Annotated in this window: 14 protein-coding genes; 3 read left to right on the forward strand and 11 right to left on the reverse strand. The window is 66.4% G+C overall.

Translation table 11 applies throughout. The features are described from left to right. Positions 1–10: 10 nt before the first annotated feature. From JAO75_RS07685 to bcsN, 10 genes are all read right to left on the reverse strand, one after another. Positions 11–2,227, reverse strand: a complete 2,217-nt coding sequence (locus tag JAO75_RS07685; protein WP_199048016.1) for a response regulator — start codon at positions 2,225–2,227, stop codon at positions 11–13. 26 nt (positions 2,228–2,253) lie between these two features. Then, positions 2,254–3,927, reverse strand: coding sequence for a methyl-accepting chemotaxis protein (locus JAO75_RS07690; RefSeq protein ID WP_199048017.1), 1,674 nt, complete (start codon positions 3,925–3,927; stop codon positions 2,254–2,256). A 1-nt stretch (position 3,928) separates the two neighbouring features. Next, a complete protein-coding gene (locus JAO75_RS07695; protein ID WP_199048018.1) occupies positions 3,929–4,528 on the reverse strand; it encodes a chemotaxis protein CheW in 600 nt (199 codons plus the stop codon). A gap of 2 nt (positions 4,529–4,530) precedes the next feature. Next, positions 4,531–5,961 carry a CheR family methyltransferase gene (locus JAO75_RS07700; RefSeq protein ID WP_199048019.1) on the reverse strand — a complete coding sequence of 477 codons (1,431 nt, stop codon included), beginning with the start codon at positions 5,959–5,961 and terminating at the stop codon, positions 4,531–4,533. Then, complete coding sequence (locus JAO75_RS07705) at positions 5,961–6,467, reverse strand: chemotaxis protein CheW (RefSeq protein ID WP_199048020.1); 507 nt, start codon at positions 6,465–6,467, stop codon at positions 5,961–5,963. The genes JAO75_RS07700 and JAO75_RS07705 overlap by 1 nt, the downstream gene beginning before the upstream one ends. Before the next feature lie 93 nt (positions 6,468–6,560). Continuing rightward, the gene (locus tag JAO75_RS07710; RefSeq protein ID WP_199048021.1) at positions 6,561–8,633 is read right to left on the reverse strand and encodes a tetratricopeptide repeat protein; all 2,073 of its coding nucleotides are present in this window, start codon (positions 8,631–8,633) and stop codon (positions 6,561–6,563) included. Continuing rightward, on the reverse strand, positions 8,609–9,721 hold the full coding sequence (locus JAO75_RS07715; RefSeq protein WP_199048023.1) for a family 8 glycosyl hydrolase: 1,113 nt from the start codon (positions 9,719–9,721) through the stop codon (positions 8,609–8,611). Before JAO75_RS07715 ends, JAO75_RS07710 begins: the two co-directional genes overlap by 25 nt. After that, entirely contained in the window at positions 9,718–12,276 is a 2,559-nt protein-coding gene (locus tag JAO75_RS07720; RefSeq protein ID WP_199048031.1) for a cellulose biosynthesis cyclic di-GMP-binding regulatory protein BcsB, read from the reverse strand. The genes JAO75_RS07715 and JAO75_RS07720 overlap by 4 nt, the downstream gene beginning before the upstream one ends. A 9-nt stretch (positions 12,277–12,285) precedes the next feature. Further along, on the reverse strand, positions 12,286–14,481 hold the full coding sequence (gene bcsA, locus JAO75_RS07725; protein WP_199048032.1) for a UDP-forming cellulose synthase catalytic subunit: 2,196 nt from the start codon (positions 14,479–14,481) through the stop codon (positions 12,286–12,288). A 163-nt stretch (positions 14,482–14,644) separates the two neighbouring features. Further along, on the reverse strand, positions 14,645–15,583 hold the full coding sequence (gene bcsN / locus JAO75_RS07730) for a cellulose biosynthesis protein BcsN (RefSeq protein WP_199048033.1): 939 nt from the start codon (positions 15,581–15,583) through the stop codon (positions 14,645–14,647). A gap of 292 nt (positions 15,584–15,875) precedes the next feature. On the opposite strand from bcsN, the gene JAO75_RS07735 reads away from it, so the two are divergent. Then, complete coding sequence (locus JAO75_RS07735) at positions 15,876–17,123, forward strand: multidrug effflux MFS transporter (protein ID WP_425523163.1); 1,248 nt, start codon at positions 15,876–15,878, stop codon at positions 17,121–17,123. On the opposite strand, the gene JAO75_RS07740 is transcribed toward JAO75_RS07735, so the two are convergent. Continuing rightward, positions 17,114–18,010: a LysR substrate-binding domain-containing protein gene (locus tag JAO75_RS07740; RefSeq protein ID WP_199048034.1), complete on the reverse strand. Its 897-nt coding sequence runs from the start codon at positions 18,008–18,010 to the stop codon at positions 17,114–17,116. The genes JAO75_RS07735 and JAO75_RS07740 overlap by 10 nt on opposite strands. Positions 18,011–18,154: 144 nt before the next feature. Between JAO75_RS07740 and JAO75_RS07745 the strand changes: the two genes are divergently transcribed. Together JAO75_RS07745 and dapB are read left to right on the forward strand one after the other, a co-directional pair. Next, positions 18,155–19,354 (forward strand): acyl-CoA dehydrogenase, encoded by a 1,200-nt coding sequence (locus JAO75_RS07745; protein ID WP_199048035.1) that lies wholly within the window; start codon positions 18,155–18,157, stop codon positions 19,352–19,354. Positions 19,355–19,366: 12 nt separating this feature from the next. After that, positions 19,367–20,173, forward strand: a complete 807-nt coding sequence (dapB, locus tag JAO75_RS07750) for a 4-hydroxy-tetrahydrodipicolinate reductase (protein ID WP_199048036.1) — start codon at positions 19,367–19,369, stop codon at positions 20,171–20,173. Positions 20,174–20,176: the final 3 nt, after the last annotated feature.

Genomic DNA, 20,176 nt, shown 5'->3' on the forward strand with positions numbered 1-20,176 from the left:
CACATGGAACTCACAACACCTGTCCGATCGTGGCCAGCAGCTCGCGCTGATCGAACTTCTGCTTGGTAATATAGGCGCTCGCGCCGAGATCGAGACCCCTGCGCACGTCCTCCGGGTCGGCGCGGGACGTCATCAGGATGACCGGGAGGGCCGAAAGTCTCGAATCGGCCTTGATCGCCTGCAGCAGGCTGAAGCCGTCCATGCGCGGCATTTCGACATCGGCGATCACAAGATCGATCAGGGCCTCGCCCGAGCGCAGCCTGTGCAGGGCATCGAGGCCGTCGACGCTGAGGATGACCTCGTAGCCCTGCGCCTCGAGGATGCTCTTCTCCAGGGTGCGGGTGGTGATGGAATCGTCGACCACGAGAATCGTCCGGGCTTGGCGCTCCTCCTCCTGGGCCCATCCGGTGAGACCCAGGCCGCCGGCCGCGAGCCTGCCTTCGTTCCTGGTCCAATGCTCGATCAGCCGGTCCGGGCTGAGCACGAGGGCCGGCATCTCGTCTTCCATGAGCACGGTTCCGGAGACCATATCGTTCAACCCGATGGCCTGGACGTCGCTGACGAGCATCGTCCGCACGTCGTGGAACGCGTTGACCGCAAGGGCGCAGGTTCGGGAGCCATGGCGGACGAGAACGGCCTTCACGTGTCCGGCCTCGATGGGCAGGGGGGCATTGGGGGATCCTGTGAGAGCCGCGAGGGCAACGACTGGAACGATAATGTCCTGCCCCCCGATCTCGATCCGTGCGGCCGGGCGGCCCTCCACGCTCTCCAGGGTCTCCGTACGCAGACGCAGGAGGCGCTCCACCGCATGGGCCGGGAGCCCGAGCATGCGGCCCTCCACCTCGACGAGCAGCAGAGGCTGACGGGCGGCCGTGAACGGCACGTTCAGCAGAACCTCCGTGCCGTGCGGATAGCGAGGCCGGAGCAGAACGGACCCTTGCAGCTTGCGGGCCGCTTCGGCCACGACGGACAGGCCCATGCCGCGGCCCGACAACCGGTCGACCTCGCCGGCCGTGGAAAAGCCGGGCGTGAAGACGAGGCCGAGAAGCTGATCCATCATCGGCGGCGGGTGGGCTGGAGCCCTGGGCTGCAGCAGGCCGCGCTCGATGGCGGTCTGCTCGATCCGGGCGAGGTCGGGCCCGCGTCCGTCGTCGCGGATGCTGATGACGAGCCGGCCGCCGCGCGAGGCTAGCTCCAGGGTCACCTCGGCCCGTTCGGGTTTGCCCTTGGCGATCCGCTCCTCGGGCGGCTCCGCGCCATGGCTCACCGCGTTGCGCAGGAGATGCATCACGGGATCCTTGAGGGCCTGAAGCACCTGCCGGTCGGCCTGGATGTCGAGACCGATGCTGCGCAAGTCCACATCCCGACCGGCCTTGCGGGCGATCTCGCGCACCATCTGCCCGAAGCCGCCGAACACCGTCTCGGCCGAGACGAGGGACACCCGGTCGATGTTGTCGCGGATCTGCCGGGCGGCCTGCTCGATGGACCAGCTCGACTGCCGGCGCTCGCGGGTCAGGGCCGAGATCCTGCGCAGCAGCCCCTTCAAATCCTGATCGAAATCGCGCAGGCGCGGGGCGAACGACGAGGCGATGCGCCGAGTGAGACTGAATCCCTCCTGCGGGGCCACACCCGAGGCGTTCATCTGCTCATGCAGGCGATCCCAGCTCCGCCTCAAGCCACGGCTGTCGAGCTCGATCTGGCGCAGATCGTCATCCAGGCTCTCGTTCGCCTGCAGCACGGTCAGAAGCTGGTGCATGGAGGTGGACAATTCCTCCATCTGCTCGGCCGAGACGCGCAGGTACGCGCTGCCGCCGGTCTCGGCGGCCGCGTCGGGTTTCGGGAGCGGGGGCTCCGGCTCGCGAGGCGCCGTCGCCGATACCGGCGCGGGCTGCACCGGCGCCTGGGAAGCCTGCGGCTTCAGGAGATCGGCAACGAGATCTTCGATCGTATCCAGGTTCCGCCGCACCGTGACGATCGTCGGCTCATCGAGGGATTGCTCCCCTTCCAGAACCTGCCAGAAAACCGCTTCGAGCTGGTGCGCAACCTCTTCCACCGCGGGCAGGTCGACGGCTCGGGCCGCGCCCTTGAGGCTATGCGCACGGCGAAAGACATCCGTCAGGTCGATCTCGCCCCGGCCGGCATGATCGAGCGCGGATCGGATCGCATCGAGATGCTCCCGATGTTCCGCCTCGAAGGCCGCCAGCAACTGTTTGCGGATATCCGTCACGATGCGCGCATCCCCGTTCCGCCCACTTACAGGCGGTAGCGTTCGGCGAGGCCGAGGAGCTGCTGCGAGAGCTGGGACAGATTGGCCGCCGCCGTGTCGAGCTGGCGGGTGCCGGCGGCCGTCTGCTGGCTTGCCTGACGGATGTTCTGAAGCGCGCCCATCACCTGCTCGATGCCGAGCTGCTGCTGGTTGGTGGAGGCCACGATCTGCTGGAAGGTCTGCACGCTCTCCTGGATCTGGCCCGAGATGCCGGTGATCGTCTGCTGCGTGATGTCGGTGCGCTCCTTGCCGGCGGCCACGCGCTTGACGGCCTCCTCGGTCAGCATCACCGACGAGTTGATGCCGCGCTGGATGTCGCCCAGGATCGAGCGCACCTGCGTGGTCGCATCCTTGGCCTGATCGGCGAGCGTCTTCATCTCGGAGGCCACGACCGCGAAGCTGCGGCCGTTCTCGCCGGCGGCTGCCGCCTCGATGGCCGCGTTGAGGGCCAGAAGATGAGTGCGCTCGGAAATGTCGTTGACGGATGCGATGATCTCGCCGACGGCCTGCGTCTTCTCGCTGAGCGCCACGATGTTTTCCGCCACCGCCTCGGCCTGCTCGCGGATCGCATCCATGGCGCGCGCCGTATCGTCGACGGCCTGGAGGCCGGACATGCTGGTCTGGGCCGCCGCCTGCGCTGAGGCGATGACCTCCTGCGCACGCTTGCCGATCTGGGCGCCCGAATGGGTGATCTCGTCGACGGTCGCGGCAGTCTCCTGAACGGCGGCCAGCTGCTCCTCCACGGAAGCCGCCTGCTCCTGGGTCGAAGCGCGGATTTCCGCCGCGGCCGCATTCAGGTTCTCGGTCGCTTCACGGCTCTGGCTCGCCAGCTGCCGCAGGCCCTCGACCATGGAGTTGAGCGTCGCGCCGAGATGGCCGATCTCGTCCTTGCCGGTCATGGCCTTCTGGCCGCCCAGCTCGCCGCGCCCGATGCGCTCGACGAAACCCATGAAGGCGCCAAGGGGTGTGATGATGGAGGAGCGCAGGAGATAGCTGATGATCAGGCTGAGAAGAGCGGTGCCTGCAAGGGCGACGATGATCGAGGTCCGGCTTCTCTCGTAGATCTCGCCAGCCTGCCGCTGGCCGATGGCATTGGCTTCGGCCAGAACGGCTCTGGCGCTGTCGAGGGTCCTGATCCATTCGCTGCGTCGCTCGTCCAGGATCGCCTGGGTTCTCTGCATCGTCGCAAGGTCGCCGCTTTGCAGCTCCGCGAATTGCCGCTCGCTGGCGGCTCTCAACTGGAGGAGGCCTTCGCTGGCTTCACTGAGCAGTTCCACGACCCGCTGCCAGGCGGCTTTGCGTTCCGCAGAGATGGATTCTCTGGCGAAGACGCTTGCCATGGATGTCGCCTGGACGATATCGGCCTCCGCCTTCGCGGCCTGCCTCGTCCATTCCCGGACGCGATCCTCGAAGGAAACCTGCTGGCCGAGGGCTCTCAGCAGATAACCCGCCATGATCTGCTGGCGCAGGTTGCGCATGATGTTCTGATCGTCGTCGATGACCTCCAGCTGCCGCATCAGCGCGATGTCCCGCGAGACGATCCGCTCCGTCGTCTGGCGAACCTCGTCGAGCCGGTTGATGGAGTAGACACTCAGCCCGACCATCAAGACGATGATGACGGCAAAGCCGAGAAGAATACGGTTGGCGATCGAGATCGTCACGTCAGACTCCGGGAACTGGGGAAGGAAACAGGAAGGGGCGCAGAAGCCGCTCGGTGTCGAGAAGGGAAAGGGTGTCGGCCGGATCGCCGGCGGCATCCTGCATGCGGGCATAGCCCGTCACCGCATCGGTGCGGAAGCCCGTGGCCTCCTCGCCCGTCAGGAGGTGTATGTCGGCAACCGCGTGGGCGCGTTCGACCCTGAGAGCCACCTGCGAGTCGTCCCGACGCAGCAGCACGAAATGATGGTCTTCGTCCTCCGTGGAGGAGGGGTCGATCCCAAGCGCGAGCGCGAGATCGATCACGCTCACCAGCCGGCCGCTGCGGCCGAACAGGCCCACGAGTGCCGGCGGTCCGTCCGGAACCGGCATGTATTTCTGAGGCGGCAGAACTTCGGCGACGGCTTCGATCAGGATCCCGAAGCGCTCGCGACCCGAACTGCAAACGAGTGCGCGCGGCAGGGCCTGTGCCAGGGCCGCAGCCTCCTTGCGGCGCGATGCGAGGCTCTCGGTTCTCTCGTCGAGAATATGCTGCACCCGTTCCTCGGCCGAACGGATCCTGCCTCTTTCGATCTGCCTCAGCTTGCGGCGCGCGGATTTCGCCATGGTCATGCCTTCCGCCGAGACGGCGTTGCCGCGTCGAGGTGCATGCGGATCAGGTCACGCAGCTCCTTCACGGTCACCCCGTCGCCTTCGTCGAGCGGGCAGTCGTCCGCCATCGCTGCGACGCTCTGGGCCGCATGGGTCAGGGAGCGCCGCCCGGGGGTCGATTGTCCCTCGGCGAGCAGCAGAAGGCCGAGATGGTAATGAGCCATGGCGAAATGTTTATCGAGATAAAGGCTCTTAAGGAAGCTTTTCTCAGCCTCGCCAGGACGGCCCAGCGCCCGCAGGATGAGGCCATGGTAAAAATGCAGCGCAGCGCTCAAGGGCTCAGTGACGAGCGCCGTCCGGCAGAGGTCCGCTGCCGCGACGAATTCCCCCGCATCGGCGCGTGCCCTGATATCGCCCAGGAAGTCGCCGGCCGCCCGACGGGAGGGAGCGGTCGAAGCCTTCACGGGATGTGGCAGGGCCGATTTGGAGGCCGGCGCCCTGGACTTGGGGGCGGGCAGGAGCGGCCTCCACTCCTGCAGAGCGGCTTTGGGTTGCGGCGGCGCCGGCGCTGGCGACAGCGCATCGCCGGCGCCGCGCCGATACGCTATGGTCCCCGGCAGGTTCAGGGCCCGCATCATCGTCGAGAAGAGGGGATTGGGCTCGGCATGGCCCAGCAGCATCCAGCCGTCGTCGCCCAGGCGGTCGCGCAGAGCCCCGACGATCCGGGCCACCGTGTCGGGATGGAAGTAGATCAGGACGTTCCGGCACAGGATCAGGTCGAAATCGGCAAACTCCAGCGGCGACGTGCCGTCGAGAAGGCTCAGCAGGTTGTGCCGCTCGAACCGCACGAGTGAGCGGAACTCCCGCCGTACCTCCCACTGGTCCTTGCCCGCGTTCACAAAATACCGGTTCCGCTGCTCGTCCGGCATGGAGCGCAGCGCCCATTTGCCGAACCGGGCCTGCCGGGCCACTTTCAGGACGTTGTCGTTGATGTCCGTTCCGAGAATGCTGACGCGCCACGCATCGAGGCTCTCGCCTAGGATCTCATGGGCGAGAATGGCCAGGGAATAGGGCTCGGCTCCGCTGGAGCATCCAGCGCTCCAGATCCGCAGCCGCCGCGTCGAGGCCTTGCGGGCGATGATCTCGGGCAGAATGGTCTCGCGCAGGGCTGCGAACTGCTCCGCGTAGCGGAAGAAGAAGGTTTCGCCGATGGTGATCTCGGCCTCCAGCTTGCCCCATTCCGCCGGGCCCGAGATCGGGTCTTCCAGCAACGCCATATACGCGCCGGAATCGGTCAGGCCCGTGGCGCGCAGGCGCTTGCGCACGCGCTCCCACAGAAGATCGTCCTTGTCCTGGTAGTAGAAATGTCCCGTGCGCTCGATCACGCGGCTCTTCAGGTGAGGGAAGCCGGGATCGGGCAGCGGAACGGGAGCCGGTCGTGCGGCCATCAGGCCGGCACCGCCCATTCGTCGAGGCGGCTCTGCGCATGGCGTCCGAGCTCCGCCAGCGCCTGCTGTTCTTCCGTCAGCAGGATCCTCTCGGCGGAGAGAAGATGGACGAGCCGATCACCCCAGGTGACCTCCGCTTCCACGCAGCCGTTCAGGGTCTCGGCCTGCGGCACGTCCGAGACCTGCCGGGCGTTCACCGTCGCCACGTCCAGAACGCGGTCGACGAGGAGCGCGGTGGCACCGGCGGTCCCGCCGGTTCCGATCAGGATCAGGTGCCGGTAGAGATCGGCATCCCGATCCTCCTCGCCCGCCTGAAGGCCGAACAGCACGTCGAGCCGGAGGACCGGAACCGCATCTCCGCCGAGATTGAAGAAGCCGGCGACCGGCCGGGGCAGGGCCGGCGGACGCCACAGGCGAGGCAGGGGCAGGAATTCGCGCACGGCGCTCCGGTGCAGGGCACAGGCGGTGCCGCACACATCGAAGATTATGATCTGCAGGCTCGCCATGGATGGGATCGTCGGACGCCGGTTGGAGGAAGGGATCAAGGTTTGGAGAGCATTAGATAGGCACCGGGCCGCCTCGGGCAACCGCGCCGCCGGCTACGGGGACGCCTGGTCGGTGGCCTCGCGGATGGCGTTCAGGCCGACGCCGGCCTCCTCCGAATAACCGGTCTGCTGGACCGCCCGGAACACCCGCTCGGCATCCTTGTAGCGGCCGAGATTGAAGTAGGACCAGCCGCGAATCAGCAGCAGATCGTTCTGCTCCGGCACCAGCCGGGCCCGCTCGCTCAGGGCCAGAAGGGTTTCCACGTAGCGCTTGTCGCGATACGCCGCCAGCGCCCGCTGCGTCAGGATCGATGCCCCGAGCTCCACCTGGCGCGACCGGGTCTGCGGCGCCTCGGCAGCCGCGACGGCGGCCTCGGAGGTCAGGTTCTTGCGCAGGTAGGCCAGGGACTTGCCGTAGGCCGCCTCTTCGCGGACACGGCCGCTGCCGGTGGCAATCGCCCGGTCGAAGGCCGCAACGGCCTCCAGGGGCCGGTTGATCTCCATCAGGCACCAGCCGCGGGTGAGGGCCGCATCGCCCGAGAGGCCTGCGGGATTGCGCGTCATGGCGCAGCTGCGTCCCAGGACGGAGCGGGCCTCGGACTGCCGGCGCCGCACGGCTTCCTCGGTGCGCACGAGGGGCTGTTCGATCTCGATGGCGGCCTGGCGGGGGGCGGCCTCCATCTCGGCCCGAGGCTGAACCGGAGCGGAGCGCCGCCCAGAACGAGGATTGGCTGCATCCGCCAGATCGGCGATGCGCTGGGAGCGCTCCCGCCATTGCGCCACGATGGCGTTGAACGCCGCGCGCTCGTTCAGGCGCTGCGTCGACAGGGCAAGGCCATAGGCCGAGGGTTCGTCCTCGGGCTTCCAGTTGAGGGCCGTGCGGAACCAGTCCCTCGCGGTGCGGATCTGCTGCGTGTTGTAGGAATACCAGCCGAGCGCCTGGGCGGCGTCGGCGAAGCGCTGCGCCGTCACGACAGGCACGATCCGGGCGACCACCCGGGCTTCGAGCCGCGGCGGCGGATCCTGGCTGAGGAGCGCCGTGGCGATGTCCAGGTAGACCTTCATGTTCTCGGGCGCGCGCTCGCGCCACTCATAGGCGAAGGCCTCGGCCTCCGTGAGCCGTTCGAGCGCCCTCAAGGACATGGCGTAGCCTTCCGCCGCCTTGGCGCCGCCGTCGCGGTCGAGGGCGGTCTTGAACAGCTCGAGCGCCCGTGCCGGATTGCCGTGGTGGTAGTTGTACCAGCCGAGGATCAGCACGGGGCCGGCCTCGTTCGTGTTCCGGATCAGCCGCTCGACCGCCGCAAGATCTTCCGCCGATGCGGTCATCTTGCTGTCGAGAGACGCCCGCTCGACCCGGCGGCGCGCCAGCTCGTCGCGGATGGAGCCGAAATCGTCCGGGGCGTCGCCGGTCCGGCGCTCAAACTGGAGCAGATCGGCGACCTGCTGCTCGGGTAGGAGCGTGAGCGCCTTCTGCAGAGTCGCGAGGCGTTCGGCCGGGTTGGCGCAGTTCGTCAGGAGATAGGTGTAGACATCCCGGGTCCGGGTGGGCTGATCCGTCCGGGCGAAGGCCTCCGCCACGCGCCAGAGCACATCCACATTCGTGCAGGTGAGGAGGCCGGGTGCCTCGGTCGCCACCGACAGCACGGTTTGCCATTGGCCGGAATCGGAGGCGTTGACCAGACGGCGGCGCGCCTCCACCGTCTCGAGCGCCGCGACCAGTTCCTCAGGCGGCTTCCAGTTCGAATCGGACGCTTGGCGCTCGGCGATGGCCGCGCGGACCTCCGCGATCCGGTCCTCCCGATAGAGGTTCCACAGGCGCTCGATGATCGGATCGGGCGGCGCGGCGGCGCCGGCCGAGAGCTGCGACAGATCGCTGGGCGGAGTCCAGTTGGGATAAAGTGCGCGGAGCCGGGCGATCTCCGCATTCACCCGGCGGGTATCGCCCTGGGATGCGAAATAGCGAAGCGCCGATTCATCGACCTGCGGCTGGGATCCGTTGGCGGGGGGTGACTCGGACGGCGGCGGTCCGGCGGGCGGCTGGGAGCCGCCGGGGCCGGTCTGCTGCGCGATCGCTGCAAATCCCAGGATCAGGACCGCAGTCGTTATGGCGCTGCCGACGAGACGCATTGCGGATATTTCTCACCCAGCAGGGATTTCGCCAAAAGATAAAGGGTCGACGGATAGTAGAGGCTCAGCTCAAAGGTTCTCAGCGCTGCCGGAACGGGCGTTCCGTCGAGCGCACAGGCCAGCGCGGCGTGGAGCATGGCATAGCCCTGGTCCGCCAGCTGTTCCCGAGCCTGTCCGGTCACCACGTTGACCACGGCAACCCCTTCGTTCTCCGCAGACCAGCGCTGCTTGAGAGCCCTGAGCCACTCCAAATCAGTCATCCCTGCCCTCAACAGGTAAAGCGGTATCCTTAAGGAGTTGTAACCGAACTCGGGCGGGAAGCCGTCCGCGGGCTTGGGCTGCAATCCGCTCTGGAGGGAGAGCCAGTCCGCCGGGAGCCTCACGCGGCCCGAGGCTGCCTGCTGAAGAAGCAGGACCCCGTCGCGCCAGACGCGGTTCCATTCGTATTCCGGCGCCAGCGCCGCCATCACCGGAAAGGCCTCGAAGACCCAGTAGGAGAGGTTGACCACCGGACCGTCGGGACGGTCCCCGGCGCCGAAGCCGTTGGCGCCGGGCAGAAGAACGCGCGAGCGTCCGCTGTGCCCAAAAGTGTTCTTGCCGATGGCCTTGGCGAGCTTCCGGGCGGCAGCGGTATAGCGGGGCTCCTGCCAGAACTCCCCGGCCTTGGCCAGCGCATAGGCGATGAGAAGATCGCCATCCGTGGCGTTGTTGCGATCCGTCACCCGGGGCTTTGCCTCGGGATCCCATTTCCACACCGCCAGGCCGTCGTCCCGGATGAGGAGTTCGGTGAAGGTGAAGTTCCAGATCTGCTCGAAGGAGCGCCGGTCGGAGGCTGCAAGAGCCAGAAGCAGGCCGTATCCCTGCCCCTCGCTATGGCTGATGTTGCCGTTGGCGGTGTCGACCACACGGCCGCTGTCCTCGACGAACCGGGAGCGGTAGGCCTCCCAATCGGCCGACGAGACGGTTCCCGCGATCTTCAGCGGCTGCACGGAGAGATTTTGGGACGATGCGCTCATCACCATGACGAAGGAGAGCATGGCAATGAGCCATGGCAGGAGCAATGCGCGGCGAGACACCCGGAACGTCATGAGCGTCGTCCCAGCCGGCTCAGGAGCAGGGCGGTGGCGACGCCGAGGAACGTGCAGCATGCCAGCATGACGAGCGCATACTGGAGGATGTTGGCGGACATCCAGTTCGCCGCCACGAGGCGAAGATTCGTCAGCGAAAGCGGCTGGGTCTGCACGAAGCGGAAATCGCTGATGGGCTCGACCTGCAGCTTCATCTCCCGGGGCTCCAGGGCGATGGCCCGTCCCGAGACCTGCGACCAGAGCAGGGGGTTGGCCAGGCGGGCCATTTCGTCCGCCAGAGCGCGGTCCGTGCGGGCCGTCACGAGCGTCCAGACGCCTGAGTCTTCCGTTCGGCTCTGCGCCATGAGCAGGGAGGCGCGCTGCGGCGGTTCGTAAGGTGCATCGGTGTGCTCTTCCAGCCGCAATGACGAGAGGGACAGGCTGAAGGTCTTCTCCAGCCAGTCCTGCACGGCGCCGACCGTCTGCTGAATGACGCCGCGGCGCTGGAACGTGTCGGACCAGCGCCGACGGACCTCGTCTGTGGATGCCGTCGTGATCTGTTCGGAAGACGCTTGGCTCAGCGGCATGGTGAAATCCGCGCTTGCCGTCTGTGCCGCTCCCTTGCTGCCGGCAACCGGCGTCGAGGGCCAGAGCATGCGCAGGTGCTCCGTCACCCTCACGCGGCTGAGCATGCCGGGAGGGATCTGGTCGACGGCGCCGATGAACAGAACGGATTCGGTGTCGGCGGAGGCCGCATTGGCGAACTGCGCCCGCACCGGCCGGCCGGCGCTGCGCGCCATGCGGGCCAGCAGGGTTCCGGCGGCGGACAGGTTCAGCGGGTCGGGCCGCGCGAGGACGACGGTGGTGGGCAGGTCCTCATCCGAGAGGCGGCCGGCCCCGAGAACCGCGAGATCGGGCAGGCGGCCGATCCGGCCGAACTTCGGAAACTCGATTGTGGTGGTGTCGAACAGCACGAAGCGATTCGTCTCGGAGAGGGTTTCGCCCGGTGCGCAGCGCTGGTCCGCATCCGTCATCAGGGCTGCCTCGAGGGTGATGCGGTTGAGCCCCGATCTGAAGTTCTTGAGCGGGACCCGCACACTATGCCGCCGGACGATGTCGCCCTGCGTGGTGATCGTCATCTGCGTGCTGATCATGCCGTTGACGAACACGTTCACATGGCTGCCGGGCCGGACCGCCGACGTATAGGCCGCATCGAGATGCAGGATCGCTTCTCCGTACTCGGTGGCATAGAAGTCCGACGGGAGATTGATGGCGAGATCGGCTTTCAGGCGTCGACCGGAAAACTCCTGCGTCGGCACGCCCAGGTCCGCGAAGCGGAAGGACTGGTCGCCGAACGCCGTCGGAACCTCGGGCCAGTGCCAGGAGGCCGTATCGATCATCCCGCGCTCGACACTGAGAGGATTGACGGACTGAGCCCTGACGATCCCGATCGCCGTGTCGAGATCCTGCCAGGTGGGGCCTGCGACCACCAGAGTCGAGCCGATGGAGCCCGGCTCCTGCATCATCATGGTCAGGGGCTGCACGGAAGCCGCGTCGGAAATGCCGGTCACGAGGCCGCGCAGCTCGCCGGCCAGGCCCATGGCGACCTTGATCGTTCCGACCGGCGAGGGGCCCGGATCGGATTCCATGACCTGGATCACGGGATGGGCATAGCGTCCGCGCAGGGCAATCGCCTGCACGAGACGCAGCAGCCGGTCCCGCATCTCGGGGCGGTAGATCTTGGGAGCAACCACCCGGATCGTCGTGACACCCGCGTTGTCGACGCCGACGGCCGGCAGATCGTCCAGGCCGCGAAGGGTCTTGGTCGCTCCCTCGGCAAAGATCAGGCGCGTGGAGGCCGAATCCACATCGGTCCAGAGCTCGTAGGTCGCCGCAATGGTGCAGTCCGTCCGATGGCGCTGAAGGGCTTCCATGCGGATGATGTTCTGCCCCGCGCGCAGGAGGCCGGGGCGGATCGAAGCCGTCACGCGTCTGATGTCGTTTGCCGAGGAGATCGGCGTGTCGAGAACGGATTCCCCGTTGATCGCGATCCTCAGGCGGGAGCCCTCGGGCATGGCCACGACCGCGTTCTTGTATCCCATCGCGAAGGTGGCGCCGCTCGCGGCTTCGTCCTGCGTGAGATGGAAGGTCCAGGCTCTGGCGTCTGTTTCACCCTCGAAACGGAGCGTCTCGAAGGGCAGGATCGGCCGCTCGATGCGCGCAACGCTGCGCGCCGCCGGAGCATTGGCGGCGACCGGCGCACGAACGGGCGGAGGAACATTGCCAACGGCACCTGCCGCGGGAGCCGCATTGCGCGGTCCCATGCTGAAAGGCGCGGCTGTGCCGGCTGGCGGCGCCGGCTGCGGATCTGCCGGGCGTGGGGCCGGTACAGCAGCAGGCGGCGAGCCGGGCTGGCGCATGTCGAAGGGTGCGGCCTGACTTGGCGCAGGCGCGGGGCCTGCCTGTGGCGCGTTGGAGCCGCCGGGCGCCATGTTGAACGGCGTCGCCTGGGCGAGCGCGCCCGGTGCGCCGATCGCTTGCAGCCCCAGCAGGAAGAGGATCAGAACGGGGCGCACGACACACCTCTACTTGACGGCTGCGGCGACAGATGGAGCCGGAGGGGAGGATCGGCCGATCCGCTGCAGGCCCAGGAAATAGGAGAGGCCCCGGCCGGTCTGATAGAACGCCACCATGAAGAACCAGAGCGTTCCGCGCAGCACGCCGATGTCGTAGTGCCGGTTCTTCTGGAATTCGCTCCACTGATCCGCATTGGCGAAGACGAGGTCCGCGATCATCTTCCGGTGCTCGGCCTTCTCGATCATGAAGCGGCACCCCAGCAGCAGCCCGTCGTCGTCCATGCCGACCTTGCGGATCTCCACCGGCAGATGCTGGATGGGGAGGTTGGCGAAAGGCTGGAACTCGAGGGTGCCTGAGGCTCCCTTCTTCAGGCTCGGCTCGACCGAGGGAGGCACGTGAAGCCTCGCGCCGCCGACCGATACGTCCCGCAGCACGGCATCGATGATCTCGTCGCCCATGACAAAGCGACAGGGGCGCTCGACGCGGACCCGGTGGCTCTGGCGGCGCGTCGCGCGCTCCGACACGACGCCCAGCGCACAGCCCGCGATGACCAGGTTGAGGATGTTCCAGGCACCCGTGACGAGGGTCAGGTCCGCCTTGTAGGGCTCCGCCCAGACCCGCACGCCCGTGGCCACGACGCCGAGGAGAAGGATGCCGAAGATGATGAAGTAGGGGGTTCCCAATTCCGAGACTCGGCTCTCGTCCATGGTCTCGTTCTTCGACGTGACCTTGAAGGTGGGCTTGCTCGGATTGGCGATCACCGACAGCACGGCGGGCAGAAGATAGATCGTCTGGACATATTCGTAGAGATCCGAAATCCACGGCCAGCGATAGCGGCCATAGAGATAGTTCTGCATCATGAAGTTCACCATCATGTAGGTGAACGTGTAGGCGAAGAACTCGCCTCCGGATGCGGTGAAGATCTCCAGCGAGAAGAAGAGATAGCAGAGCGGCGAAACGAGAAAGCAGAACCGCGAGAACGGGAACAGCCAGAACATGCTGCTCGACATGTAGCACAGGCGCTGCGACAGCTTCAGCCCGCGCTTGAAGGGCGGGAACTTGTAGCGGAGGATCTGCATCATGCCCTGCGCCCAGCGCGAGCGCTGGCCGATGAAGCTGGCGAAGCTGTCCGGCTGCAGGCCCGCAATCAGGGGCTTGTCCACATAGGCGCTCTTCCAGCCACGGGAATGGAGCTCGAGGGCGGTCTCGCAGTCTTCCGTGATGCTGACCCCGCTGAAGCCGTTGGTCTCCTGAAGCGCCTCGCGCCGGAGCACGGCGGCCGAGCCGCAGAAGAACGACGCATCCCACTTGTCAAGGCCACGCTGGATGACCCCGTAGAACATCTCGTTCTCCGACGGCATGGTCTGAAACGTGCCGAGGTTCCGCTCGAGCGGATCGGGATTGATGAAGAAATGGGGCGTCTGGACGAGAAACAGATTCTTGTCCGCCGTGAAGTAGCCGACGGTCTCGGCCAGAAAGTTCCGGGCCGGGGCGTGGTCGGCGTCGAAGACGGCGACCAGATCGCCCGTGGAGTGCTCGAGGCCGTTGTTGAGATTGCCGGCCTTGGCGTGCAGGTTGCGGGCGCGGGTCAGGTAGCGGACATCGAGCGCGGCGCACAGGGCCTGCAGCTCCGCGCGGCGCTCCCGGGCCTGCTGGGCCGCGATGGCATTCTGGGAGCTGCATTTCTCATCCGTGCCGCCATCGTCCAGGAGCCAGACCGTCAGCTTGTCGTCCGGGTAGGTGAGCGCCTTGGCTGCGGCAAGGGTGGTTGCCAGCAGTTCCGCGCTCTCGTTGTAGCTCGGGACGAAGACATCGACGGTCGGCAGGTTGTGCGGGTCGATCTGGGGCGCCTTGCGCGAGGGCATCGGGCTGGAGACGACGAAGAGGCTCAGGAACAGCATCATGACGCTGTACATCTCGGCCAGATACAGCAGGAAGCCGGGGATGAAGTTCGCCAGTTCCGTGATCGGCGGGATGGTGCTGGTGGTCCGCCAGAAGACGTAGCGCAGGACGATGGCGGTGCCCAGCGCCAGGGCGATCTGACGCCAGATGCCCTGAGCCCGGAAGAACTTGATGATGATCATGCAGGCCACGACGGTGAGGCCTGCAACCAGATGCGCCTGAAGGCTGATGGGAAGAACGACAAGCGAGACAATCAGGATCGCCGCCACTGCCCAAAGGGCCACGATAAGACCTGCTCGCATTTGTCGGGATTCTCGGCCTGAGTGTTCGCGTGAGAGAGTGCACGCTTAATTCAACACTGCAGGCAGGTCTATTAATATATCTCTATCGTTGCTTAGGCCTATTGTCACATCGGTAAATAAACCGATATACAATGTTATTACATTAAATAGACTAGACTTGGCTTTACTGGGTCGGGGGAGGCGGCACCACAGGATAGCCGCCCAGCGGCGATGTCGTCTGCGGCACGGTCGGGGCCGGAACGGGAGGGAGGACCGTGTCCTTGTCGATGACGCGGCCCGACGGCTCGTCGGGCACAACCGCGCGATGGCTTTCCGACGGCAGGACGCGTCGGCGGATCACGGTGGCGTCCTCCCTCCTGTCGAGGCCCAGCGGATACATGGGCGCATCGGTCTGCCCGAAGCCGGCGGGCGGCGACGGCGGATCGCCGTAGGGATTCCAGGATTCCTGGCGGTAATAGGCCGAGATCGTGTAGCCGTACATGATCCGCAGGAGCTGATCGATGCTCGCATCGGCACCGCACAGGCGCAGGCGGACCGAAATCGCCCCGCCCGGAACCAGAATGGCGGGCTCTTCGGGTTCGATCCGCTGCCAGGCATAAAGGCAAAGGTCACCCTGCGGGGAGCGCCCGGTGGCGAATCCGAAGGGGCCGAACTTGTTCTGGACGTAGACGAGGGACGTCTGCATCGCGACCCCGGGGATCCGCTCCTCCATCTCCCGTTCGATCCGGTCCGGTGTGAGAGGGGGCAGGGAGAGCGTCTCCGGGATCTCCATGTTGCTCGCGGTGTTGTTGAGCAGGCTCACGTAGAAGGCATTCTGGCCGCTCGTGCGCGAGGCCGTCGACAGGGCGATCTCCTGGGCGATCCCGTTCTGATAAAGGCGCTGCAGAACGGCCACGATGGAGGGGCCTCCCGGGGGAGGGACGACGATCGCGCGGGTTGCCGGGACCTCGGTGGTCAGGGTCGCGTAGCCGAGATCCGAACGGCCTGCGCATGCGGCAACGCTCATCAGAGCGACAGCGGCGAGCAGCTTCAGGAACGGGCCCAGACCGCCCGCCTGCCGATGGCCGCTGCCGGCTTCGGGCGCTGCGGCGCCGAAGGGCATCTGATTCCTGTGCAGCGAAGCGATCATGAGGAGCGTAGGAACTCTGGTGGCCAGCCGGCCAGCCGAGGCAGGCTGGCTCGCCGGAGGGACGTGCCCTGGAGCGGATGGGCCCATTCAGCTGGATGTCCCATCAGCTATGACCATTCATGGTTAACGAAAAGTAAGCGACACCAAGGGCGCGGACTTTTATCCGTTCCTGATGGGCTTCGCCTTGACCTCGCCGCCGGACGGCATACAAACGGCACATCGTTCGCAGGAACGATTGGCTCAGGAAGGCCACCAGGATTTCCTGATGACAGTGCTTGGCCCGTCCGGTGAAGCGGGCAGGCCGGGCTTCAAGAAAGCCTCTCCGATGAAATCCGCCTTTTTGCGCAACGCGCTGATCCTCGGCATGCTCTCCGCCGTCGGACCGTTTGCCATCGACATGTACCTGCCCGCCTTCCCGGCGATCGCCCGGGATTTCCAGGTCGATGTGAGCGGCGTGCAGATGAGCCTGATGAGCTTCTTCCTGGCGGTGGCCCTGTGCCAGATCGCCTATGGACCGCTCTCGGACCGGTTCGGACGCAAGCCGCCGCTTTATTTCGGCCTGGGGTTGTTCGTGCTGGCGGGCATCGGCTGCAGCTTCGCCCCCAACGTCGAGACCCTGATCGCGTTTCGCTTCCTGCAGGGCGTCGGCTCCTGCGCGACCATGGTGATTCCCCGGGCGATCATCCGCGATCTCCACACCGGCCATGAGGCGGCCCGCCTGATGGCGACCAGCATGCTGGTCTTCAGCGTCTCCCCGATCCTGGCGCCGCTGGCCGGCAGTGCGTTGACTGCGTTCTTCAGCTGGCGCGTGATCTTCTGGGCCATTGCCCTCATCGGACTTGGCGGCCTTGCCGTCGTGCTCTTCCTCCTGCCCGAAACCCACAAGCCCGATCAGGGCAGAGGAGGCATCGCCCAGGCCTTCCGGACCTATGGAAGCCTCTTGAAGGATCGGCGCTTCCTCGGTCTTGCCTTCATCGGCGGCTTCAGCCAGGCGAGCTTCTTTGCGTACCTCGCCGGTTCCTCGGTCATCTTTATCGAGCATTTCGGCATGACGCCGTCTGCCTACAGCATGATCTTCGCGTCGAACGCCATCGCGTTCATCGGGAGCGCTCAGTTCAACAGCACGTTCATGCGCCGCTTCGGCGCCGAGCGGGTCGTGCGCATCGCGATCTCCTGCTTTGCCAGCCTCGTGACGCTGCTCTTCCTGCTGACGATGCTCGGCGTCGACAGTGTCTTCGTCCTGTGGGGGCTTCTCTTCGTGTCCTTCGGCTGCCTCGGATTCGTGATTCCTTCCACGGCGGTGCTGGCCCTCGAGGAGCACGGCCCCGTGGCCGGCACGGCCTCGGCGCTCATGGGCACCCTCCAGCTCAGCACGGGTGCCGTGATCATTGCGCTGGTCAGCGCCTTCTATGACGGCACGCCCGTCTCGATGGTGAGCGCCATCTTCGCCTGCGCCCTCGTGGCGCTCACCTTGAGCTTCCGCACGATGAAGCCGAGGCGGGTCTATCCCTGACGAATCTGGTCCAGGATCCAGTCGCGGAAGGAGCGCAGCAGCGGCGTCTCCGCCTTGTGCTCCGGATAGACGAGATAATAGGCGCCGCCGCTGACGAGGCTGTTCGGAAAAAGGATTTCCAGGCGGCCTGAAGCCAGTTCGTCTGCGATGAGGAAATGCGGAATGAGGGCGGCGCCCAGGCCCGCTGCAGCCGCCTGGGCCACCATGGCGAACTGCTCGAAGCGCGGGCCGCGCAATGGATTGCTCGCCTCCACGCCGACGCTGGCGAACCACTCCGCCCAGGCGGTGGGGCGCGTGCTCTGCTGCAGCAGCGTGGCCCGTGCCAGGTCCTGCGGCGAGCGCAGGTCCTCGCGCTCCCGGTAGGCCGGGCTGCAGACGGGCACCGCCTCCTCCGTCCGCAGCAACTCGCACACGGCTCCGGGCCAGTGCGGCTCACCGAAATGAATGGCGGCGTCGAAGGGCTCGGCGGCAAAGTCGAAGGGCACGAGCCGCACGCCGAAGTTCACCATCGCCCCCGGATGCTGGGCGAAGAAGCCGGGAATGCGCGGAATGAGCCAGCGGGTGCCGAAGGTCGGCAGGGTTGCGAGGTTGAGCACGCCGGTCGTGCCGGACAACGCAATGGCCTGATAGGTGGCGTCGGACAGCTCGGACAGGGTGCTGCGCACCTGAGATGCATACAGGCGCCCCACATCCGTGAGCACCACCCGCTGCCGGGAGCGGCTGAACAGGAAAACGCCCAGCGATTCCTCCAGCTGCTGAATCTGGCGCGAGACGGCGCTCTGCGTCAGGTTCAGCTCCTCGGCCGCGCGCGACACGCTGCCATGGCGGGCCGTGGCCTCGAAGGCCAAGAGATTGCCCACATTGGGCAGGAAGCCGCGACGAAACACCCGTTCATTCCGATTGAGAATAACCTGCTGCGAAGATGTCGATTTACTTTTGGCCTGTCCAGGGCGATTTTGCCACTCAAATTCAATGGGTTTGGCTGGCCTGACGCCAGCCCCCGCACTCCTCGTATGGGAAGGATGATCATCATGGCCGGTGCTCAACAGGAACTCGCGAAGCTCAAGTGGGAGGATCCGCTGCTCCTCGATGAGCTTCTGACCGACGACGAGCGCATGATCCGCGACACGGCCCGTGCCTATGCACAGGACAAGCTCCTGCCCCGAGTGATCGAGGCTTATCGCGAGGAGAAGACCGACCGGGCCATCTTCAACGAGATGGGCGAGCTCGGCCTCCTCGGCGTGACCCTGCCGGAGGATTACGGCTGCGCCGGTGCTTCCTATGTGGCCTACGGCCTCGTGGCCCGCGAGGTGGAGCGAGTCGATTCCGGCTACCGCTCGATGATGAGCGTGCAGTCATCGCTGGTCATGTACCCGATCTACGCCTACGGCTCCGAGGATCAGCGCCGCAAGTACCTGCCCAAGCTTGCCTCCGGCGAGTTCGTGGGCTGCTTCGGCCTGACCGAGCCGGATGCGGGTTCCGATCCGGCCGGCATGAAGACCCGCGCGGTGAAGACCGACGGCGGCTATCGGATCAGCGGCTCCAAGATGTGGATCTCCAACTCTCCCATCGCGGACGTGTTCGTCGTGTGGGCGAAGTCCGAGGCCCACGACAACCAGATCCGCGGCTTCGTGCTGGAAAAGGGCATGAAGGGGCTGTCCGCTCCGAAGATCGGCGGCAAGCTTTCGCTTCGTGCTTCCATCACCGGCGAGATCGTGATGGACAACGTCGAGGTGGGCGAGGATGCGCTGCTTCCGAACGTGTCGGGCCTGAAAGGCCCCTTCGGCTGCCTCAACCGCGCCCGCTACGGCATCTCGTGGGGCTCCCTGGGCGCTGCCGAGGATTGCTGGCACCGGGCGCGTCAGTACACCCTCGACCGCAAGCAGTTCGACCGGCCGCTCGCCGCGACGCAGCTCGTTCAGAAGAAGCTCGCCGACATGATGACCGAGATCACGCTCGGTCTCCACGCCAGCCTGCGCGTCGGCCGCCTCTTCGACGAGGGCCGCGTGGCGCCGGAAATGATCTCGCTGGTCAAGCGCAACAATTGCGGCAAGGCCCTGGAGCTCGCCCGCATCGCCCGCGACATGCATGGCGGCAACGGCATCCAGGAGGAATACCACGTGATGCGCCATGCGCAGAACCTGGAGACCGTGAACACCTATGAGGGCACCCACGACGTGCATGCCCTTATCCTGGGCCGCGCCCAGACGGGCCTGCAGGCATTCTTCTAAGAAGGCGCACCCATGGCTCTTCGGATCACCCTGGCAGGATCGACCGGCTGGGTCGGCAAGGCCCTCGTGGCGGCGATTGCGGCTTCCGACGATCTGGAGCTGGCAGGTGCCATCAGCCGCAGCGCGGCGGGCCAGGATGCCGGCGAGGCCGCGGGTCTTTCCCGCCTCGGTGTTCCGATCAGCGCCTCCCTCGAGGAGGCATTGAAGGCGCCGTCCGATGTGGTGATCGACTACACCAAGCCCGGCGCCGTGAAGGCCCATGCCCTCACGGCCTTGGCACAGGGACGGCACGTGGTCGTCGGCACCTCGGGCCTGAGTGCCGAGGATTACGCCGACATCGACGCGCAGGCGCAGCAGGTGGGGCGCGGCGTGCTCGCAGCCGGCAATTTCTCGATCACCGCGACGCTGCTGCGCCGCTTCGCGCTGGAAGCGGCGCGCTACGTGCCGGACGTGGAGGTCATCGACTACGCCTCAGCCAAGAAGCCCGACACGCCCTCAGGCACCGCCCGCGAGCTGGCCGAGCTTCTGAGCGAAGCGCGCCAGCCTGCCACCTCGAAGCCCGTCGCCGAGCTGGCCGGCGTCCGCGAGACCCGCGGCGGGGCGCTGGGTGCCAAGGAGCCGGTGCAGGTCCATTCCCTGCGCATGCCGTCCTTCGTCCTGTCTTGCGAGGCCGTGTTCGGCGCTGACAACGAGTGCCTCGTGATCCGCCACGATGCGGGCTCGTCCGCAGCTCCCTATGTGGCCGGCACCTTGCTCGCCGCCCGACGCGTCGGCTCCTTCACCGGCCTGCGGCGCGGCCTCGACACCATCATGGATTGATCC

It is taken from the genome of Microvirga splendida (genome assembly GCF_016427565.1).
Classification (GTDB): domain Bacteria; phylum Pseudomonadota; class Alphaproteobacteria; order Rhizobiales; family Beijerinckiaceae; genus Microvirga; species Microvirga splendida.

Coding starts and splice junctions, on each gene's coding strand:
- JAO75_RS07695 (WP_199048018.1), bottom strand. CDS start 4,528: ATGGCGAAATCCGCGCGCCGCAAGCTGAGGCAGATCGAAAGAGGCAGG.
- JAO75_RS07700 (WP_199048019.1), bottom strand. CDS start 5,961: ATGGCCGCACGACCGGCTCCCGTTCCGCTGCCCGATCCCGGCTTCCCT.
- JAO75_RS07705 (WP_199048020.1), bottom strand. CDS start 6,467: ATGGCGAGCCTGCAGATCATAATCTTCGATGTGTGCGGCACCGCCTGT.
- JAO75_RS07710 (WP_199048021.1), bottom strand. CDS start 8,633: ATGCGTCTCGTCGGCAGCGCCATAACGACTGCGGTCCTGATCCTGGGA.
- JAO75_RS07715 (WP_199048023.1), bottom strand. CDS start 9,721: ATGACGTTCCGGGTGTCTCGCCGCGCATTGCTCCTGCCATGGCTCATT.
- bcsA (WP_199048032.1), bottom strand. CDS start 14,481: ATGCGAGCAGGTCTTATCGTGGCCCTTTGGGCAGTGGCGGCGATCCTG.
- bcsN (WP_199048033.1), bottom strand. CDS start 15,583: ATGCCCTTCGGCGCCGCAGCGCCCGAAGCCGGCAGCGGCCATCGGCAG.
- JAO75_RS07735 (WP_425523163.1), top strand. CDS start 15,876: ATGACAGTGCTTGGCCCGTCCGGTGAAGCGGGCAGGCCGGGCTTCAAG.
- JAO75_RS07745 (WP_199048035.1), top strand. CDS start 18,155: ATGGCCGGTGCTCAACAGGAACTCGCGAAGCTCAAGTGGGAGGATCCG.
- dapB (WP_199048036.1), top strand. CDS start 19,367: ATGGCTCTTCGGATCACCCTGGCAGGATCGACCGGCTGGGTCGGCAAG.